General features: G+C 70.4%; 14 protein-coding genes and 1 pseudogene. 11 read left to right on the top strand and 4 right to left on the bottom strand.

The window, feature by feature from the left end:
• The first annotated feature begins 137 nt into the window (after positions 1–137).
• Positions 138–1694: an MFS transporter gene (locus tag FNH08_RS06475; protein WP_194238396.1), complete on the top strand. Its 1557-nt coding sequence runs from the start codon at positions 138–140 to the stop codon at positions 1692–1694.
• Positions 1695–1716: 22 nt separating this feature from the next.
• Here FNH08_RS06475 and FNH08_RS06470 read toward each other — a convergent pair whose 3' ends face one another.
• Positions 1717–2718 carry an amino acid ABC transporter permease gene (locus FNH08_RS06470; protein ID WP_152770274.1) on the bottom strand — a complete coding sequence of 334 codons (1002 nt, stop codon included), beginning with the start codon at positions 2716–2718 and terminating at the stop codon, positions 1717–1719.
• Between the two features lie 633 nt (positions 2719–3351).
• Between FNH08_RS06470 and FNH08_RS06465 the strand changes: the two genes are divergently transcribed.
• The 9 genes from FNH08_RS06465 to FNH08_RS06425 all read left to right on the top strand — a co-directional run bounded on the left by FNH08_RS06465 (position 3352) and on the right by FNH08_RS06425 (position 12090).
• On the top strand, positions 3352–4503 hold the full coding sequence (locus FNH08_RS06465) for an LLM class flavin-dependent oxidoreductase (protein ID WP_152770273.1): 1152 nt from the start codon (positions 3352–3354) through the stop codon (positions 4501–4503).
• Positions 4500–5036, top strand: a complete 537-nt coding sequence (locus tag FNH08_RS06460) for a GNAT family N-acetyltransferase (RefSeq protein WP_152770272.1) — start codon at positions 4500–4502, stop codon at positions 5034–5036. The genes FNH08_RS06465 and FNH08_RS06460 overlap by 4 nt, the downstream gene beginning before the upstream one ends.
• Positions 5033–5998 carry an ABC transporter substrate-binding protein gene (locus tag FNH08_RS06455; RefSeq protein ID WP_322723854.1) on the top strand — a complete coding sequence of 322 codons (966 nt, stop codon included), beginning with the start codon at positions 5033–5035 and terminating at the stop codon, positions 5996–5998. Before FNH08_RS06460 ends, FNH08_RS06455 begins: the two co-directional genes overlap by 4 nt.
• A 21-nt stretch (positions 5999–6019) precedes the next feature.
• Positions 6020–7048: an amino acid ABC transporter permease gene (locus tag FNH08_RS06450; RefSeq protein WP_152770271.1), complete on the top strand. Its 1029-nt coding sequence runs from the start codon at positions 6020–6022 to the stop codon at positions 7046–7048.
• On the top strand, positions 7045–7863 hold the full coding sequence (locus FNH08_RS06445) for an amino acid ABC transporter ATP-binding protein (RefSeq protein WP_152770270.1): 819 nt from the start codon (positions 7045–7047) through the stop codon (positions 7861–7863). The genes FNH08_RS06450 and FNH08_RS06445 overlap by 4 nt, the downstream gene beginning before the upstream one ends.
• 67 nt (positions 7864–7930) lie before the next feature.
• Positions 7931–8914, top strand: a complete 984-nt coding sequence (locus FNH08_RS06440) for an ABC transporter substrate-binding protein (protein ID WP_322723853.1) — start codon at positions 7931–7933, stop codon at positions 8912–8914.
• Positions 8915–9046: 132 nt separating this feature from the next.
• Positions 9047–10300, top strand: a complete 1254-nt coding sequence (locus FNH08_RS06435; RefSeq protein ID WP_152770269.1) for an acyl-CoA dehydrogenase family protein — start codon at positions 9047–9049, stop codon at positions 10298–10300.
• A 51-nt stretch (positions 10301–10351) separates the two neighbouring features.
• Complete coding sequence (locus FNH08_RS06430; protein WP_152770268.1) at positions 10352–10810, top strand: RrF2 family transcriptional regulator; 459 nt, start codon at positions 10352–10354, stop codon at positions 10808–10810.
• 368 nt (positions 10811–11178) lie between these two features.
• On the top strand, positions 11179–12090 hold the full coding sequence (locus FNH08_RS06425) for a glutathione S-transferase C-terminal domain-containing protein (RefSeq protein WP_152770267.1): 912 nt from the start codon (positions 11179–11181) through the stop codon (positions 12088–12090).
• Here FNH08_RS06425 and FNH08_RS06420 read toward each other — a convergent pair.
• Positions 12007–13302 (bottom strand): MFS transporter, encoded by a 1296-nt coding sequence (locus FNH08_RS06420; RefSeq protein ID WP_152770266.1) that lies wholly within the window; start codon positions 13300–13302, stop codon positions 12007–12009. The genes FNH08_RS06425 and FNH08_RS06420 overlap by 84 nt on opposite strands.
• Entirely contained in the window at positions 13299–14711 is a 1413-nt protein-coding gene (locus tag FNH08_RS06415) for a M20 family metallopeptidase (protein ID WP_322723852.1), read from the bottom strand. Before FNH08_RS06415 ends, FNH08_RS06420 begins: the two co-directional genes overlap by 4 nt.
• A 181-nt stretch (positions 14712–14892) precedes the next feature.
• Here FNH08_RS06415 and FNH08_RS06410 point away from each other — a divergent pair, with 181 nt between their 5' ends.
• A complete protein-coding gene (locus tag FNH08_RS06410) occupies positions 14893–15894 on the top strand; it encodes a LysR family transcriptional regulator (RefSeq protein ID WP_228033939.1) in 1002 nt (333 codons plus the stop codon).
• Here the strand turns inward: FNH08_RS06410 and FNH08_RS51645 are convergent.
• Positions 15788–16028: pseudogene (locus tag FNH08_RS51645) on the bottom strand (hypothetical protein); the annotation flags it as partial. The gene FNH08_RS06410 and the pseudogene FNH08_RS51645 overlap by 107 nt on opposite strands.

Genomic DNA, 16028 nt, shown 5'->3' with positions numbered 1-16028 from the left:
CTCGCCCTGCCGGGGTGACATTGATCGAGTGGTAACGCCCTTGGTGCGGGCGTACGGTCGAACGGAGGACAACGCAGTGGACGGAGGGCGTCCACTGCTCCCCTCCCGAGGGTTCGCCCCCGAGAGTGCGACTCGTCATGAGCAGCAGCCCGCAGCCGACCTCCGCACCCCAGAGCACCGCCCGGGAACCCGGCGGTGGCGGAAGCGCGATGGCGCTGTTGGTGATCGCGTCCTGCCAGCTGATGGTGGTCCTGGACATCACCATCGTGAACATCGCGCTGCCGGACATCCAGAGATCCCTGGACTTCTCCACCACCAGCCTGTCCTGGGTGGTCAACGCGTACACCCTCACCTTCGGCGGTCTGCTGCTGCTCGGCGGACGGACGGGCGACATCCTCGGCAGACGGCGCGTCTTCATCTTCGGGGTGCTGCTCTTCGCGCTCGCCTCCCTGCTCGGCGGATTCGCGCAGAACTCCGGCCAACTCCTTGCCGCGCGCGCCCTCCAGGGCGTCGGCGGCGCCATCGCGTCCCCGACGTCACTCGCCCTGATCAGTACGACCTTCCGCGAAGGACCGGAACGCAACCGGGCCTTCGGCGTCTTCGCCGGGGTCTCGGCGGGCGGCGGCGCGATCGGACTGCTCATGGGCGGGGTGCTCGTCGAGTGGCTGGACTGGCGCTGGGTGCTGTTCGTCAACGCGCCGATCGGGCTGCTCATCGCCCTCGCGACGCCCCGCTACATCAGGGAGTCGGAGCGTCACCCGGGTCACTTCGACATCACCGGCGCACTGATGTCCACTGCGGGCATGGTGCTGCTGGTGTACGGGTTCATCAGGGCGGCGCAGGAGGGCTGGCGGGACGCGCTCACACTGGCCTCGTTCGCTGCGGCCGTCATCGTCCTCACCGGGTTCGTCCTGGTGGAGAGGCGGTCCAGACAGCCGATCACACCGCTGCACATGTTCGCCGACCGTAACCGCGCGGGCACCTACGGCATGATGCTGTGCCTCGCCGCCGCGATCTTCGGCATGTTCTTCTTCCTGACGCTGTTCACGCAGGACGTGCTGGACTTCAGCCCGCTGGCCACCGGGTTCGCCTTCCTGCCGGTCAGCGCGGTCATCGCGATCGGCGCCGGGCTGGCCTCACGGTACCTGCCCGTGTTCGGTCCCAAGCCCTTCATGGTGGTGGGCGGCATCCTCGCGGCGGCCGGCCTGGCATGGCTGACCCTGACCGATGTCCACTCCACGTACGCGGGCAGCGTTCTCGGCCCGCTTCTCGTGTTCAGCCTGGGCATGGGCATGGAGTTCGTCGCGCTCACCCTGATGGCGCTCTCCAACGTCCGGACCGAGGAGACCGGCGCGGCCTCCGGGCTCCTGAACGCCACCCAGCAGGTCGGCGGCTCACTCGGGCTGTCCATCCTGGTCACGGTGTTCGGCACGGCCAGCACGAACGAGGCGGCGAAACAGATCCCAAGGTTCCTGTCGCAGGCGACGCCCGCCGAGCGCCTGCGCTTCGAACGCACCGGACAGCTTCCGCCGCCCTGGAGCGACGAGATCCTCACCGCCGGGGTCTCGTCCGCCTTCGTCATGGCGGCGATCTTCGCCGTGATCGCCGCGGTGATCGCCCTCGTGGTGATCCAGGTCCGTCCCTCCGACCTGGAACGCCTCAAGGGAGGAACGGGCCCGGGCGGCCCGGCCTGAGCCCGCTTTCGCGGGGCCGTGGTCACCGGGCGTCGGGTGCCGTAGCCGCGCTCAGGCGGGTGCGCACGGCCGCCAGGCGACCGCGCAGGCGCTGCACGGGGGTGGGCGGCAGCGTGCGTGCGTCACCGCGCGCGTAGTACCGCTCGACGTAGTACTGGCCGGCGCTCAGCACGGTGGTGACCGCGATGTACCACAGGGTGGCGACCATGAGCAGCGGGATGACCTGGTACGTCTGGTTGTAGACCAGCTGCACCGAGTACAGCAGGTCGTGCACGGCCAGCACACTGACGATGCTGGTGCCCTTGAGGGTGCCGATCAGCATGTTCCCGGCGGTCGGCACGATGGAGCGCATGGCCTGCGGTACGACGATCCGGCGCAGCGTACGGCGCCTGCTCAGACCGAGCGCCTGGGCCGCCTCGGTCTGGCCCGACTCGACGGAGAGGATGCCGCCGCGTACGACCTCGGCGGCGTAGGCGGCCTCGTGCAGGGTGAGGCCGATGACGGCGGTGAGGGTGGGTCCGAGCAGGTTCACCGTCTTGACGGTGACGAACTGCGGGCCGAACGGGATGCCGAGGCCGAGCGTCGGGTACAGCGCCCCGATGTTGAACCAGAACAGCAGCTGCACCAGCAGAGGGGTGGAGCGGAAGATCCACACGTAGCCCCAACTCAGCGTCCGCAGCACGGGGTTGGCGGACAGCCGCATCACGGCCAGCGGGGTGCCGAGCAGGAAGCCGAGCACCATCACCACGCCGGTCAGCCACAGTGTGAGCAGCAGCCCGTCGAGTACGGCGGCCGTGGTGAAGTACCGGCCCACGACCTCCCATTGGAAGGCGTCGTTGCGGACGACGGAGTTGAGGACCATCACGAAGACGAGCAGTGCCGCGGCTGCGGTGAGCCAGCGGCCGATGTGCCGGCGCGGCACGATCCGGGGCAGGTCCGGGCGAGGGGCGTCCAGAGCCGCCGGCCGCTTCGAGGCAGGGGCGGACGCGGTGTCGGGGGTGGTGACATCGGAAGGCGTGACCATCGGGAGGCTCTCCGGGGGAGTGGGTCGCGGGCGTCGGTGACCACCCGGTGGCACCCGTACGGTGCGGCCGGGGCGACGTCATCACGCTCGCCGCGTCCCTCAACGCGGCGGAGAGCTCCGCCGCCGATCGTATGGTCCCGCTCCACGGATCTGTCAACAGGGCGTGGGGGCGCGGCGGCGGCCGGGCAGGGCTGGTCCGGCATATGAGCCCTGGTTGACGAGGGGCGAGATGTAATGCTCAATTAGTCGCATGAATGCCCACCAGCGCCTTGTCTCGCGCGATCACATCGACTTCGGTCGAGTGTGGTCCGCCGCGTGTTGCGCCTGACGCGGCAGCGGGCCGTCTGACCGGCCCTTCCCTCTCTCGGTGACCCCGTAGCGGGCCGAGTTCTCCCTTCGCGCCACCCGGCGTACGCGGGTACTGATCCGCGTACGAAACGGTTCCGCGAGCCCGGACGCGCGCTGCCGCAGTGCTTGTTCCCCGTGATCTTCCCGACGCCCCGGCGTCGTCACGTTCGCTCCCGCCAGCGCCACCCACTTCTTCCTGATGGCTCGTCAAGTGCGGCCGCACGAAGGGCGGTTACGCCCTTCCCTGGTGCGCCCGTACGGCCGTCCTTCCGAAAGGCCCTTCCCATGCCCGTGGAGTTCCTCGGTATCGCCGCGACGAACAACGGCTCCGAAACCACACCGCGCTCCGGCGCCGCCTTCGACAAGGAGTACACGCTCCGCCTCGCCCGGGCGCACGAGGACCACGACTGGGACAGGGTGCTGTTCGCCTACGGTTCCGGATCGCCGGACCCCGCACCGGCCGCCGCCCACATCGCGAGCAGGCTGGACCGCCTCCAGATCCTGCTCGCCCACCGGCCCAACGTCTCGTACCCGACCTACGCGGCCAAGACCTTCGCGACCCTCGACCAGATCAGTGAGGGCCGGCTGACGGTGCACTTCATCACCGGCGGCAACGACCGCGAGCAGGGCCGTGAGGGCGACACCCTCACGAAGGACGAGCGCTACAGCCGCACCCGTGAGTACATCCGGATCGTCAAGAAGATCTGGACCACCCGCGAGCCCTTCGACCACGAGGGCGAGCACTACCGCTTCCACGACTTCGTCAGCGACGTCTTCCCGGTCCAGCAGCCGCGCCCGAACGTGTCGTTCGGCGGCTCGTCGCCCGCCGCGTACGAGGCAGGGGGTGCCGAGGCGGACATCTACTGCCTGTGGGGCGAGCCCCTCGCGAAGACCGCCGAGCAGATCGAGCAGGTGAAGGCCGCCGCGAAGGCCGCGGGCCGTACCGACGTGCCGCGCATCCAGGTGGCGTTCCGCCCGATCATCGCCCCGACCGAGGAACTGGCCTGGGAGAAGGCTCACCGCACGGTCGGCGCGATCAAGGCCCGCAAGGAGCGGGGCGAGGCGATCACCAAGCGCCACAACGGGCACAACCAGCCGCAGGCTGCAACACCTCAAAACGTTGGCTCGCAGCGGCTGATCGCCATCGCCGAGGCGGGGGAGCGCTACGACCGCGCCCTGTGGACCCCGACAGCCGCCGCCACGGGAGGCGCGGGCAACTCCAACGCCCTGGTCGGCACCCCGGAGACCGTCGCCCAGGCCCTCCTGGACTACTACGACCTCGGTGTCGACATCCTCTCCGCCCGCGGCTATGACCTGCTGGGCGACGCGATCGACTTCGGCCGGCACGTGATCCCGATCGTCCGCGAGGAGGTCGCCAAGCGCGACGCCGAGCGGGCGGCCCGCGGACCACAGACCCTCACGGCGGTGAACGGATGACCTCCGTCGCACAACCGCCCGCCCACAGAAGCGAGCTGACGGTCATCCAGGTGCCCGTGTCCGACCCCCGGGTGGAGCCGCTCCTGCGCGAACTCGGCGACGAGTACTCCGCGCGCTACGGCGGGGACGCCCACGCCGAGATGGCCCGCTACCCCGACGAGGAGTTCACCGCGCCGTACGGCGGCGTCCTGTTGCTGCTTCTCGAACAGGGCGATCCCGTCGCGGGCGGTGCCTTCCGCCGGTACGACGCGACCACGGCCGAACTCAAGCGCATCTGGACGCACTCCGCCCACCGGCGGCGCGGCCTGGCGCGACGCGTCGTCGCCGAGCTGGAGCGCGAGGCGGGCGCCCGCGGCTACCGACGCGTCTACCTGACCACCGGACCGCGCCAACCCGAGGCGCGCGGCCTGTACCTGGTCACCGGCTATCTCCCGCTGTTCGACACGGAGGCCGACCCGGAAACCATCGGCCCGCTGCCGTTCGAGAAGTACCTGCCCGCTCCCGCTCACACCCGAAAGGCCGCCCAGCCGTGAACCGCCGTGGGAACAGAACCCGCCTGCGCATCGCCGCCGCTCTCGTCCTCCTGCCGCTGACCGCGCTGACCGCGCTGACCGCCTGTGGCTCCGGCGACACCGCCGACACCGCTCCGGCGGGCGCCCAGGCGTCCCCCGCCCCGAGCGACGACCCGGTCGCCGCCGTGCGCAAGGTGGACTCCGTCGCCGCCCTGCTGCCGGCCGACGTCCGCAAGGCCGGCACGCTGCGGATCGGCAGCTCGATCGGGTTCCCGCCCGGCGCGTACTACCCGAACGGGCAGGACAAGCCGCCCGCGGGCCAGGACATCGACCTCGCCGACGCCGCGGCCAAGGTCCTCGGCGTGAAGCTGAAGTGGCAGGACGCCTCCTTCGAGACGATCCTGCCGGCCCTCGGCAGCGGCAAGTACGACGTCGGCACCGGCAACTTCGGTGTCACCACCGAACGCCTCAAGACCGTCGACTTCGTCACCTACATCAACGACGGCCAGGGCTTCGCGGTGAAGAAGGGCAGCACCACGCTCAAGAAGAAGGTCACCGACCTGACCCAGTTGTGCGGGCTGACCATCGGCACCGGGGCGGGCACGACGTTCGAGGCGACCCTCGACGCGCAGAAGGGGGTCTGCGCCAAGGCCGGCAAGAAGCCGTACGACGTGAAGGTCTACTCGGAGAACGGCGCCGTCGTCACCGCCCTGCAGCAGGGCCGGATCGACGTCGTCATGTCCACCATCAACGGCCTGCGCTACCAGGCGTCCCAGGCCGCGTCGCAGACCACCTTCCTCGGTGAGTACCACCGCCTCGACGTCGGCTTCGCCTTCAAGAAGGGCTCCCCGCTCACCAAGGCGTTCCAGGCGGCCGTCAACGAACTGATCAAGGACGGCACGTACACCCGGATCCTCAGGAAATGGGGCACCGGTGCCTCAGCGATCGAGACCTCGCGCATCAACCCACCCGAGCATGCCTAACAGTTGAGCAGGAACACCACGATGGGACTCTCCACCGACTCCGCCGCCGCGCCACCCGGCACGGCCGCCCCGGGCACCGACCCCGGGACCCCGCCCGCCAAGAACGACCTCGCCTCGCTGAAGGTCGTCCCCGCCCGCCACTACGCCCGCTGGGTGGCGGCCGTCGCCGTGATCGTGCTGGTCGCCCAGTTCGCGCACGGACTGATCACCAACCCCGTCTGGGAGTGGCAGGTCTTCAGCGACTACGTCCTCTCGGAGACGATCGTCAAAGCGGTGGGAGTGACGCTCCAGCTCACCGCCTACGCGACGGTGCTGGGCTTCCTCCTGGGGACCGTCCTCGCCTTCATGCGGCTGTCGCACAGCCCGGTCCTGCAGACCGTCTCCTGGACCTACATCTGGATCTTCCGGTCGATCCCGATGATCGTCCAGCTGGTGTTCTGGTTCAACCTCAGCGCCCTGTACGACCGGTTGGGCGTCGGCATCCCGTTCGGCCCGGTGTTCTGGTCCGTCGACAGCAACAGCCTGATCGGCACCATGGGGGCGGCGCTCATCGGTCTGTCGCTGCACCAGGCCGCGTATGCCGCCGAGATCGTCCGCGGTGGCGTCATCGCCGTCGACCACGGGCAGTTGGAGGCCGCTGCCGCTCTGGGCATCCCGAAGCTCCGGCAGATCCGCCGGATCGTGCTGCCCCAGGCCATGCGCGCCATCCTGCCCACGGCCGGCAACGAGATCATCGGCCTGCTCAAGGGCACGTCGGTGGTTTACGTGATGGCGATCGGCGAGCTCTTCTACCAGGTGCAGGTCATCTACGGCCGCAACGGCCGGGTGATCCCGCTGCTGATGGTCGCGACCGCCTGGTACGTGGTGCTCACCTCCCTGCTGTCGATCGCGCAGTACTACGTGGAGCGGCGCTACGCCCGGGGCGCCAATCGCACCCCGCCGCCCACACCCGTCCAGCGCGCCCGTCGCTTCGTCCGCGATCTGCGGGCCGCCGCGGCCCAGCGCAACCAGCCCGTCCACCCCCTGAAGTCCCTGGGAGCCGACCGATGAGTGATGTGATGGTGGACGTCCACGGCGTCCACAAGAGCTTCGGCCCGCTGGAGGTACTGCGCGGTGTCGACCTCCGGGTGCGCGCCGGCGAGGTCACCGTGATCCTCGGCCCGTCCGGCTCCGGGAAGTCCACGCTGCTGCGGACCATCAACCACCTGGAGAAGGTCAACCGCGGCTGGATCAGCATCGACGGCGAGCTCATCGGCTACCGCCGCTCCGAAGACAGAAGGGCGGCCCGGAGGGCCTCGGTTGAGGGTGGTGGTGGGCGACGGGCGGGAAAGCTGCACGAACTGAAGGAGAAGGAGGTTCTGAAGCAGCGCACCCACATCGGGTTCGTCTTCCAGAACTTCAACCTCTTCCCGCATCTGACCGTGCTGGAGAACCTCGTCGAGGCGCCGGTCTCCGCACTGCGCCGACCGCGCAAGGACGCGGAGGACACAGCCCGCAGGCTGCTGGAGCGAGTCGGGCTCGCCGACAAGACCGACGCCTACCCCCGGCAGTTGTCCGGAGGCCAGCAGCAGCGTGTGGCCATCGCCCGCGCACTCGCCCTCGAACCCAAGGTGCTGCTCTTCGACGAGCCCACCTCGGCGCTCGACCCGGAACTGGTCGGCGAAGTCCTCGACGTCATCAAGGACCTGGCCAGCACCGGAACCACCATGATCGTCGTGACCCACGAAATCGGCTTCGCCCGCGAGGTCGCCGACACCGTGGTGTTCATGGACGGCGGTGTCGTCGTGGAGCAGGGCTCGCCCGCGGCCGTCCTGGACGCCCCGCGGCACGAGCGAACCCGTGCGTTCCTCTCCAAGGTCCTCTGACCACCCCTCATCCCCTTCCTCTCAACCCATTCCCCTCATCCTCTTTTCCTGTGCAAGGAGTACGACCGTGTCCCTCAACCTCACCCGCCGATCCACCGCACTCGCGCTGGGACTCGTCTCCACCCTCGTCCTGGCCGCCTGCAGCAACCCCTCGGACGGCGGAACCACCGAGGTCGCGGACAAGACCGGCGCGAAGACGAAGATCAACCTGAGCCCGGACCAGAACCGCGTCACCACCGGCAAGGTCGACTCCATCGCCGCCGAGGTCCCGGAGAAGATCCGCAAGAGAGGAACGCTGGAGCTCGTCTCCTCGTCCGGCTCCGCCGCGCCGCTGACCTTCTACGCCACCGACAACAAGACCGTCATCGGCGTCGAGCCCGACCTCGCGTACCTCGTCGCCGATGTGCTCGGTCTCAAGCCGCACATCAACACGGTGTCGTGGGAGAACATCTTCGTCGGCCTCGACAGCGCCAAGTACGACGCCGGATTCAGCAACATCACCGTCACCGAGGAACGCAAGGACAAGTACGACTTCGCCCCCTACCGTGAGGACAACCTGGGCTTCGAGGCGAAGAAGGGCAGCGGACTGAAGGTCACCGGACCGAAGGACGTGGCGGGCAAGACGGTCGCCGTGGGCAGCGGCACCAACCAGGAGAAGCTGCTCGTCGAGTGGAGCAAGGAGGACGAGAAGGCCGGCCTCAAGCCGGTGAACATCAAGTACTACCAGAACGACAGCGACACCTATCTCGCCCTCCAGTCCGGCCGGATCGACCTCTACCTCGGCCCCAACCCGACCGCCGCGTACCATGCGGCCACCACCGGGAAGACGGAGGTCGTCGGCACGTACTCCGGTGCCGGTGCCACCCTGCAGGGCCTCATCGCGGCCACCACGAAGAAGGACAGCGGACTGGTCAAGCCGCTCGCCGACGCGATCAACCACATCATCGAGAACGGCACGTACGCCAAGGTGCTGAAGCGCTGGGGCCTGTCCGCCGAGGCCGTGAAGAAGTCGGAGATCAACCCGCCCGGCCTGCCCAGGACCAACAAGTAGCCCCAGGACCAACAAGCAGTTCCAGGACCAGCAAGTAGCCAAGAGCGCAATCCGGCCAGTTTCCCTAGTTTTCCTATCGGTTTACTAGGGAAACATTGACCTCCGTCGAGGGGGTGACTGAGGATGGCGAACATGTTGCGGATTCGGTATGAGGGGTCGGCCGCGAGCGAGGGTCCGACCGGGGGTGGCGAAGCCGGGTCCGGGCACGACCGCCTGCTGCACATAGCCCGCGAGGTGGCGGACGACCTGGCCACGGACGCGGTCGACCGTGAACAGGCCGGGAAGGTACCGCTCGACGAGGTCTCGCGGCTGCGCGAGGCGGGGTTGCTGACGTTGCTGACACCGGCCGAACACGGCGGGACGGGCGCGGACTGGCGGACGGCCTACGCGGTCGTCCGGACGGTCGCGGCGGCCGACGGCGCCATCGGGCAGCTGCTGGGCTGTCACTACTTCCTTTCCTTCGGCGCGCGCTTCTTCGCTGCTCCCGCTCTCGCCGCACGGGTCGAGCGGGAGTCCGCGGCGGGGCAGTGGTGCTGGGGAGGCGGCTTCGCCGCCCATGAGCCACCGCTGAGGCTGACCCCCACCGGAGACGGTTATCTGCTGGACGGCCGTCAGGACTACGCCTGTGGGGTCGCGGTGGCCGACCGGCTGGCGGTGCGCGCCGCACGGTCCGACACCGGGGAGCCCCTGGCCGTCCTCGTCGACCCCGCCCATCCCGGCGTGACCTGTGTCAGCGACGGGGACGTGTTCGGGCAGCGGCTGGCGGCCGGCGGCGGTGTCGAGTTCGACTCGGTGGCGGTCCCGGCCGGTGACGTGTTCGGCTCGCTCTCCTCTGACGAGGGCGTCCTGCCCCCTTTCGCCGGCCTGGCCGTACCGACCGCGCGTCTGGTCTCGGCCCAGTTCTGCCTCGGCATCGCCGACGGGCTGCTCCTGGAAGCCCGTGAATACAGCAGGGCCACGCACCACTCCCGGCAGCCGTCCGCCCAGGGGTCCTGGCAGTGCGGCCCGCCGCAGGACCCGTACGCGCTGACCGCCTACGGGGAACTCGTCGTCGCCGCACGTGCCGCGTCGGCGCTCGCCGACCAGGCGGTCGAGTCCCTGGCGCAGGGGCTCGCCCGCGGCGATGACGTCGAGGACGACCAGTGCGCGGAGATCACCGTCCTCGCGGGCGCCGCCGAGGCCGCCGCGGCCCGCGCCGCACAGGAGATCACCACACACGCCCTGGATGTCATCGGCAGCTGCGCCACCTCCGCACGCCACGGGTTCGACCGCTTCTGGCGCAACGCCCGCACCCACACCCTCCGCGAGCCCGTGGCCCCCCGGCTGCGCGAGGTCGGGGACTACTGCCTCAACGACGCACACCCGACGTTCGCCCTCCCCGCCTGACGGACCCACGGCCGGTGACAGGGCGAGGCGGCGGTGACGGATAATCGGGGCATGCGGATCTCGGCCAAGGCGGACTATGCGGTGCGGGCGGCGCTCGAGCTGGCCTCGGTGAGTGACGACGCGTCACTCAAGGCCGAGGTGATCGCCGCCGCGCAGGGCATCCCGCACAAGTTTCTGGAGGGCATCCTGGGCGACCTGCGTCGCGGCGGGCTCGTGGTGAGCCAGCGCGGCGGGAAGGGCGGCTACCGGCTGGCGCGGCCCGCGGACACGATCGCCATCGCCGACATCATCCGGGTGGCGGACGGGCCGCTGGTGTCCGTACGCGGTGTGCGCCCGCCCGAGCTCTCCTACGTCGGGCCCGCGGAGTCGCTCCTGCCCCTGTGGATCGCGGTACGCGCCAACGTCCGCAAGATCCTGGGCGAGGTCACCCTGGCCGACGTGGCCACGGCCAAACTGCCGGAAGAGGTCCAGGGGCTCGCCGAGGACCCCGAGGCGTGGACGAACCCCTGACCGGCCGGCAGGACTCCCGATCCGGGTGAGGTCCTCTTGACGGGAGCCCGGCACGGCCTGACACTCCAACTGGGAATCCTAGTGAATTGGTAGGGAAGGCAATGAGGAGCTCGGGGCCGGTCCGTGGCAGTGACACCGCCCGTATGCGTACCGCCGCCCCTCTTAGGCCCCTGCTGACGTCCCGCCGCCACATCGATCTGCTGCGTGTGTGCAGCGCGGCGAGTCTCCCGCCCGTCGGTGGCGCCGCGCCCGCCCGCGCCTGACGCCCCACGCATCCCGCATCCTGCACCCCGCATCCCCGGCCGCGCCGAGGCCGCCGCGTGCCGTCGTCGCTGTACGCCCGTGCCCGAAGACTCCCAGGGAGACGTATGTCCGCCACATCCCCCGCAGCCGTGCCGTCCTTCCGGAGCAGGATCGGCCGTGACGCGCGCAGCGGCTACTACGCCGTGCCGCACCGCTACCGCCTTCATCTCGCGCTGTCCTGTCCGTACGGCCTCGAGATCGCCGTCACCCACAGCCTGCTCGGCCTCGCCGACCTCCTTCCCGTGACGCTGCTGCCCGCCGTGCCCGACGCACCCGACGGCGGGCACCTGGCACTGCGCCCGCTGTACGACGCCAGTGAGCACCAGCACCGCGGCCCCGCCGTGGCGCCGGTGCTCAGCGACCAGTGGACCGGGCGGATCGTCAGCACCCACGCCCCCGGCATCCTGCGGGACCTGGCCCGCCGGTTCGGCGGCGACGGTCCCGTCCTCCACCCGTGCGGCACGGAGGACGCCGTCAGGACCGTCGTCCGGCTCTGTGAACAGGACATCACCGCGTCGGCGCAGCGCGCGGGGCGGGCCGACATCGATCCCGGGGTGCGTGATGCGGCGCTCGCCACCCTGTTGGAGGCCCTGGGCGAGCTGGAGCAGCGGCTCCGGTCGCACGAGTACGTGCTGGGCGACCGGCTGACCGCCGCCGACGTGCGGCTGTGGGTGACGCTGGTCCAGTTGGACACGGTGCACCGGCATCACCTGGACGCCGCCGCGGTGCACCGCATCGCCGACCACCGGCGGTTGTGGGCGTACGCGCGGCGCCTGGCGGAGCACCCCTCGTTCGGTACGTATCTCGACCTCGACGGCATCGCCCGGCGCCATCACGCGCACTGCCGGGGCGAGGAGGCCGCCGGGGCGGCGACCCAGATCGTGGACTGGGCGTCAGCGGATGCCGTGGGTGCGGGCACCCGTCACCAGTGCGGTCACGCTCAACAGGGCCACGGCCAGCAGGTAGTACGCCGGTGACACCTGCGAGCCGGTCGTGGTGACGAGGGCCGCCGCGATCGTCGGGGTGAACCCGCCGAAGACGGCGACCGTCGTGTTGTAGCTGAAGGACAGGCCGGTCGCCCGTGCCCGGGCCGGGAACACGTCCGACATCACCGAGGGGAGCGCCCCGAAGTACGCCGCCTTCAAAAGACCGAGGACGGTCATGCAGAGGGTGAGGGTCAGGAACGACGGTGAGGCCGTGAGCCAGTGGAACAGCGGGATCGCGGCCGCGCCGATCAGCAGCGCGGACGGCAGCATGATGCGCACGCGGCCGTAACGGTCGGCGAGCAGACCCACCACGGGGGTGCCGAACGTCAGGATCGCGCCGGTGACGAACAGCGCCACGTACGACAGGGAGTCGTCCAGACCCAGTTCCTTGATGCCGAAGGTCGGCAGGTACTGGAGGATGAAGTTCAGCGCCGTCGACACGATCAGCACACCGCCCGCCACCAGCAGACCGCCCCAGTGGTCGCGGAACACCGCGAGGACGACGGACCGTGACCGGGGAGCCTCCTCGGCCGCCGCCTGAGCCATCGCCGGGGACTCCTCCACGTACCGGCGGACGAAGTAGCCCACCGGACCGATCAGCAGCCCGAACACGAACGGCACCCGCCAGCCCCACGACGTCATCTGGCTGTCCGACAGCACGGCCGTCAGACCGGCCGCGAAGCCCGCCGCCATCAGCGTCGACAGGCCCTGGCTCGCGAACTGGAAGCTGCCGAGGAACCCCTTGCGCCCGGAGTTCTGCTCCACCAGGAAGGACGTCGCCGCGCCGAACTCACCGCCCGCCGCGAACCCTTGCAGCAGCCTGGCCACGACGATCCCCAGTGGCGCCAGGATGCCGAGGGTCGCGTAGCCCGGCATGAACGCCATCAGCAGCGTGCCGACCACCATCAGCCGGATGGACAGCATCAGCGCCTTCTTGCGGCCGCGCCGGTCGGCGTACGCGCCCAGCATCAGGCCGCCGATCGGGCGGATCAGGTAGGTGATGCCGAACACCGCGTACGTCTGGACCAGTTGGACGCCCGCGTCGTCGGACGGGAAGAAGGTGCGGCCGATGTACGACGCCAGCAGCGCGTACAGCGCGAGGTCGAACCACTCGAGCGCGTTGCCGATGGTGGCCGCAGCGATCGCGCGTTTCGTGGCCGTGGGAGTGGCGGACGTCTCCGGGTCGGCCTGCTGAACGGTCATCGTGGGTCCTTCGCGTGTGCGGGGAGCGGGAGTTCGGGGGAGGGGTCGCCGAGCGCGTGGAAGAGCGCCGTCGCCAGGACCAGGCCCTCGCGGGCGATCGGCGCGAGCATGTGCTCGTCGGGGGCGTGCTGCAGACAGCCGGGATAGGAGTGCGGCAGCCACAGGGCCGGAAGACCGAGGACATCGGTGAAGACCGAGTGGGGGAGGGAGCCGCCGATGTTGGGCAGGACGGTCACCGGCCGCCCGGCCACCCGCTCCAGCGCGGACTTCGCCCAGCCCACCCACGGATCGTCGAGCGGCGTCCGTGCGGCGGCGAACCGTCCGAGGACGGTCACGTCGACCATGGAGTAGCCCTCGCGGGCGAGGTGCTCGCTGAGGACCTCGCCCACGCGGCTCACGTCCGTGCCCGCGACGTAACGGAGCTGGAGGACGGCACGGGCCCGGCCGGGGATCGCGTTGACCGGCCGGTCGATGTCGGCCGCGCCCAGCGCCAGCACCTCCAGGGTGTTCCAGGCGTAGAGGCGTTCGGCGGTGGTCAGCGCGGTGTCGCCCCAGCCGTCGTCCGGCGTCGGGTCGCCGGGGCTGTTGGCGACGGTGACGCCGGTGAGTGACTGCCGTACGACATCGGGGAGTTCGGGCGGCAGGAGTTCCGGTACGCGGATGCGGCCGTGCCCGTCGACCACGCTCGCGACGGCCCCCGCCAGTGTGGTCGCCGGGTTGCGCAGGACGCCGCCCCAGTTGCCCGAGTGGTACGCGTCCGGGCGCAGGTCCGCGTCGAGCTGGATCTGCACGCCACCGCGGGAGCCGAGGAACAGCGTCGGCGTCGCCGCGTCCACGCGGGGCCCGTCCGAGGCGACCACCACGTCGGCCCGCAGCTCCTCGCGGTGCGCGGCCGCGAACTCCGCGAGCCCCGGGAAGCCGATCTCTTCGCCTGTCTCGAACAGGAAGGTGAGGTTGAAGCCGAGCCGCCCCCGCTCGGCGAGGAGCAGACGCAGCGCGGCGAGGTTGACCAGGTGCTGGCCCTTGTTGTCGGCCGCGCCGCGCCCGTACCAGCGTTCCCCGTCGGCGGTCAGCGTCCACGGGTCACGGTCCTCGCTCCACCGGCCCGCCTGCCCCTCCACCACGTCCGCGTGCCCGTAGCAGAGCAGCGTGGGCAGCCCGGGCGACTCGACACGCCTGCCGACGAGGAACGGCCCGCCGCGCGGGTCCTCGTTCTCGTACGTCGTCACGGAACACCCGAGACCCGCCAGAGCAGGGGTGAGGACCTCGTCGAGGTATGCCCTGACGGCAACGCCCGATTCCGGGCGGGCACTCTCGGTCGGATAGGCGACCATGGCGGCCAGTTCGGCGAAGAAGGCGCCCGAGTCGACGAACTCCTCGGCCTTGTACAGCAGTTGCGCAGGGATCACAGCGGTGTTTCTCCAGGGTGTCGCGGTCGATCAGGGGGTGATCGGACACGGCGGGGGGAGGGAGAGGGCCGCCCGGTACGCGGCGGTCCGTGCCGGGGACGGGGTGTTGGCTCAGCAGCGTAGGACGGTTTCCGGCCGACGACCATTGCCGTTTGTGGGGCTGAGTATTCTGATTTCGGCAATGCGACAGGTGGGGGAGAACGGTGGCGCCATGCAGCTCGTGCCGGTGAGCCTCACGTACTTCCTGGAGGTGGCACGGACCGGATCGGTCAGTGAGGCCGCCCTGACGCTGAACGTCGCTCCGTCGGCGATCAGCCGTCAGATCACCAAGCTGGAGGCCGGGCTCGGGGTGCCGCTCTTCGTCCGGCACCCGCGCGGGATGACCGTGACCGACGCGGGCTCCCGGCTGCTGGCGCACGCCCGCCGCAGTGAGGCCGAGTCGGCCGCCCTTCTGGACGAGCTGCGCACGGGGCGGGGAGCCGATGTCCGCAGCGTGACCGTCGCCTGCTCGGAGGGGTTCGCGCGGCGCGTCGTGCCGGCCGCGATGGCCGCCTTCCGCGGCGAGCACCCCGATGTCACGTTCCGCCTCGACATCGTCCCCCGACAGGAGGCGACCCGGCGGGTGGCCGAGGGGATCGCCGATGTCGCCGCCACCTACGCGATGGGCCCGCAGCACGACGTACGGGTGGAGTGCGCCGTCGTCATCCCCGTCGCCGCGATCGTCCCGCTCGGCCACGCGCTGGCCGGGCGTGAGCGGATCACTCTGGAGGAGCTGTGCGCGTACCCGCTGGCGCTCGGATCGTCGGGCACCAGCCAACGTGAACTCTTCGACATCGGCGTCCAGTTGGAGGGTCTTACGGCCCGCCCGGCCCTGGTCTGCGACGCGCTCGCCCCGCAGTACGAGTTCGTGCGCTCCGGCGGCGGTATCGCCCTCGTCGGTGATCTCGGCGACCTGGACGAGGGGGCGTCCACGGACGGCGTCGCGTACGTCCGGGTCGACCACCCGGTGTTCCGGCAGCGCGAGGCACAGATCCAGACGATGCTCGGCCGCCGGCTGCCGTGGGCGGCCACGCAGTTCACGGAGTTGCTGGTGTCGATGCTGCCGGGCCGCTCCTCGCAGCTCTCTGGCGGCGCCAGGCCTCGTAGTGATCCAGGACGGTCTCCTCGACCGGCCGGTAGGTGACGCCCAGTTCGTGCACGCTCCTGCTGTTGTCCACCCGGAAGCGGATGCCGAGGTGCTTGCGAATGTAGTCCTGGGTCAGGCCGAAAGCGGGGCCGAGGACGCGTACGGGCCAGTGGGGGAGAGCGGTGCGGGGG

The sequence above is a fragment of the Streptomyces spongiae genome (genome assembly GCF_009377185.1).
In the GTDB taxonomy this organism is placed as follows: domain Bacteria; phylum Actinomycetota; class Actinomycetes; order Streptomycetales; family Streptomycetaceae; genus Streptomyces; species Streptomyces spongiae.
This window is presented reverse-complemented; position numbering and strand designations above follow the sequence as displayed.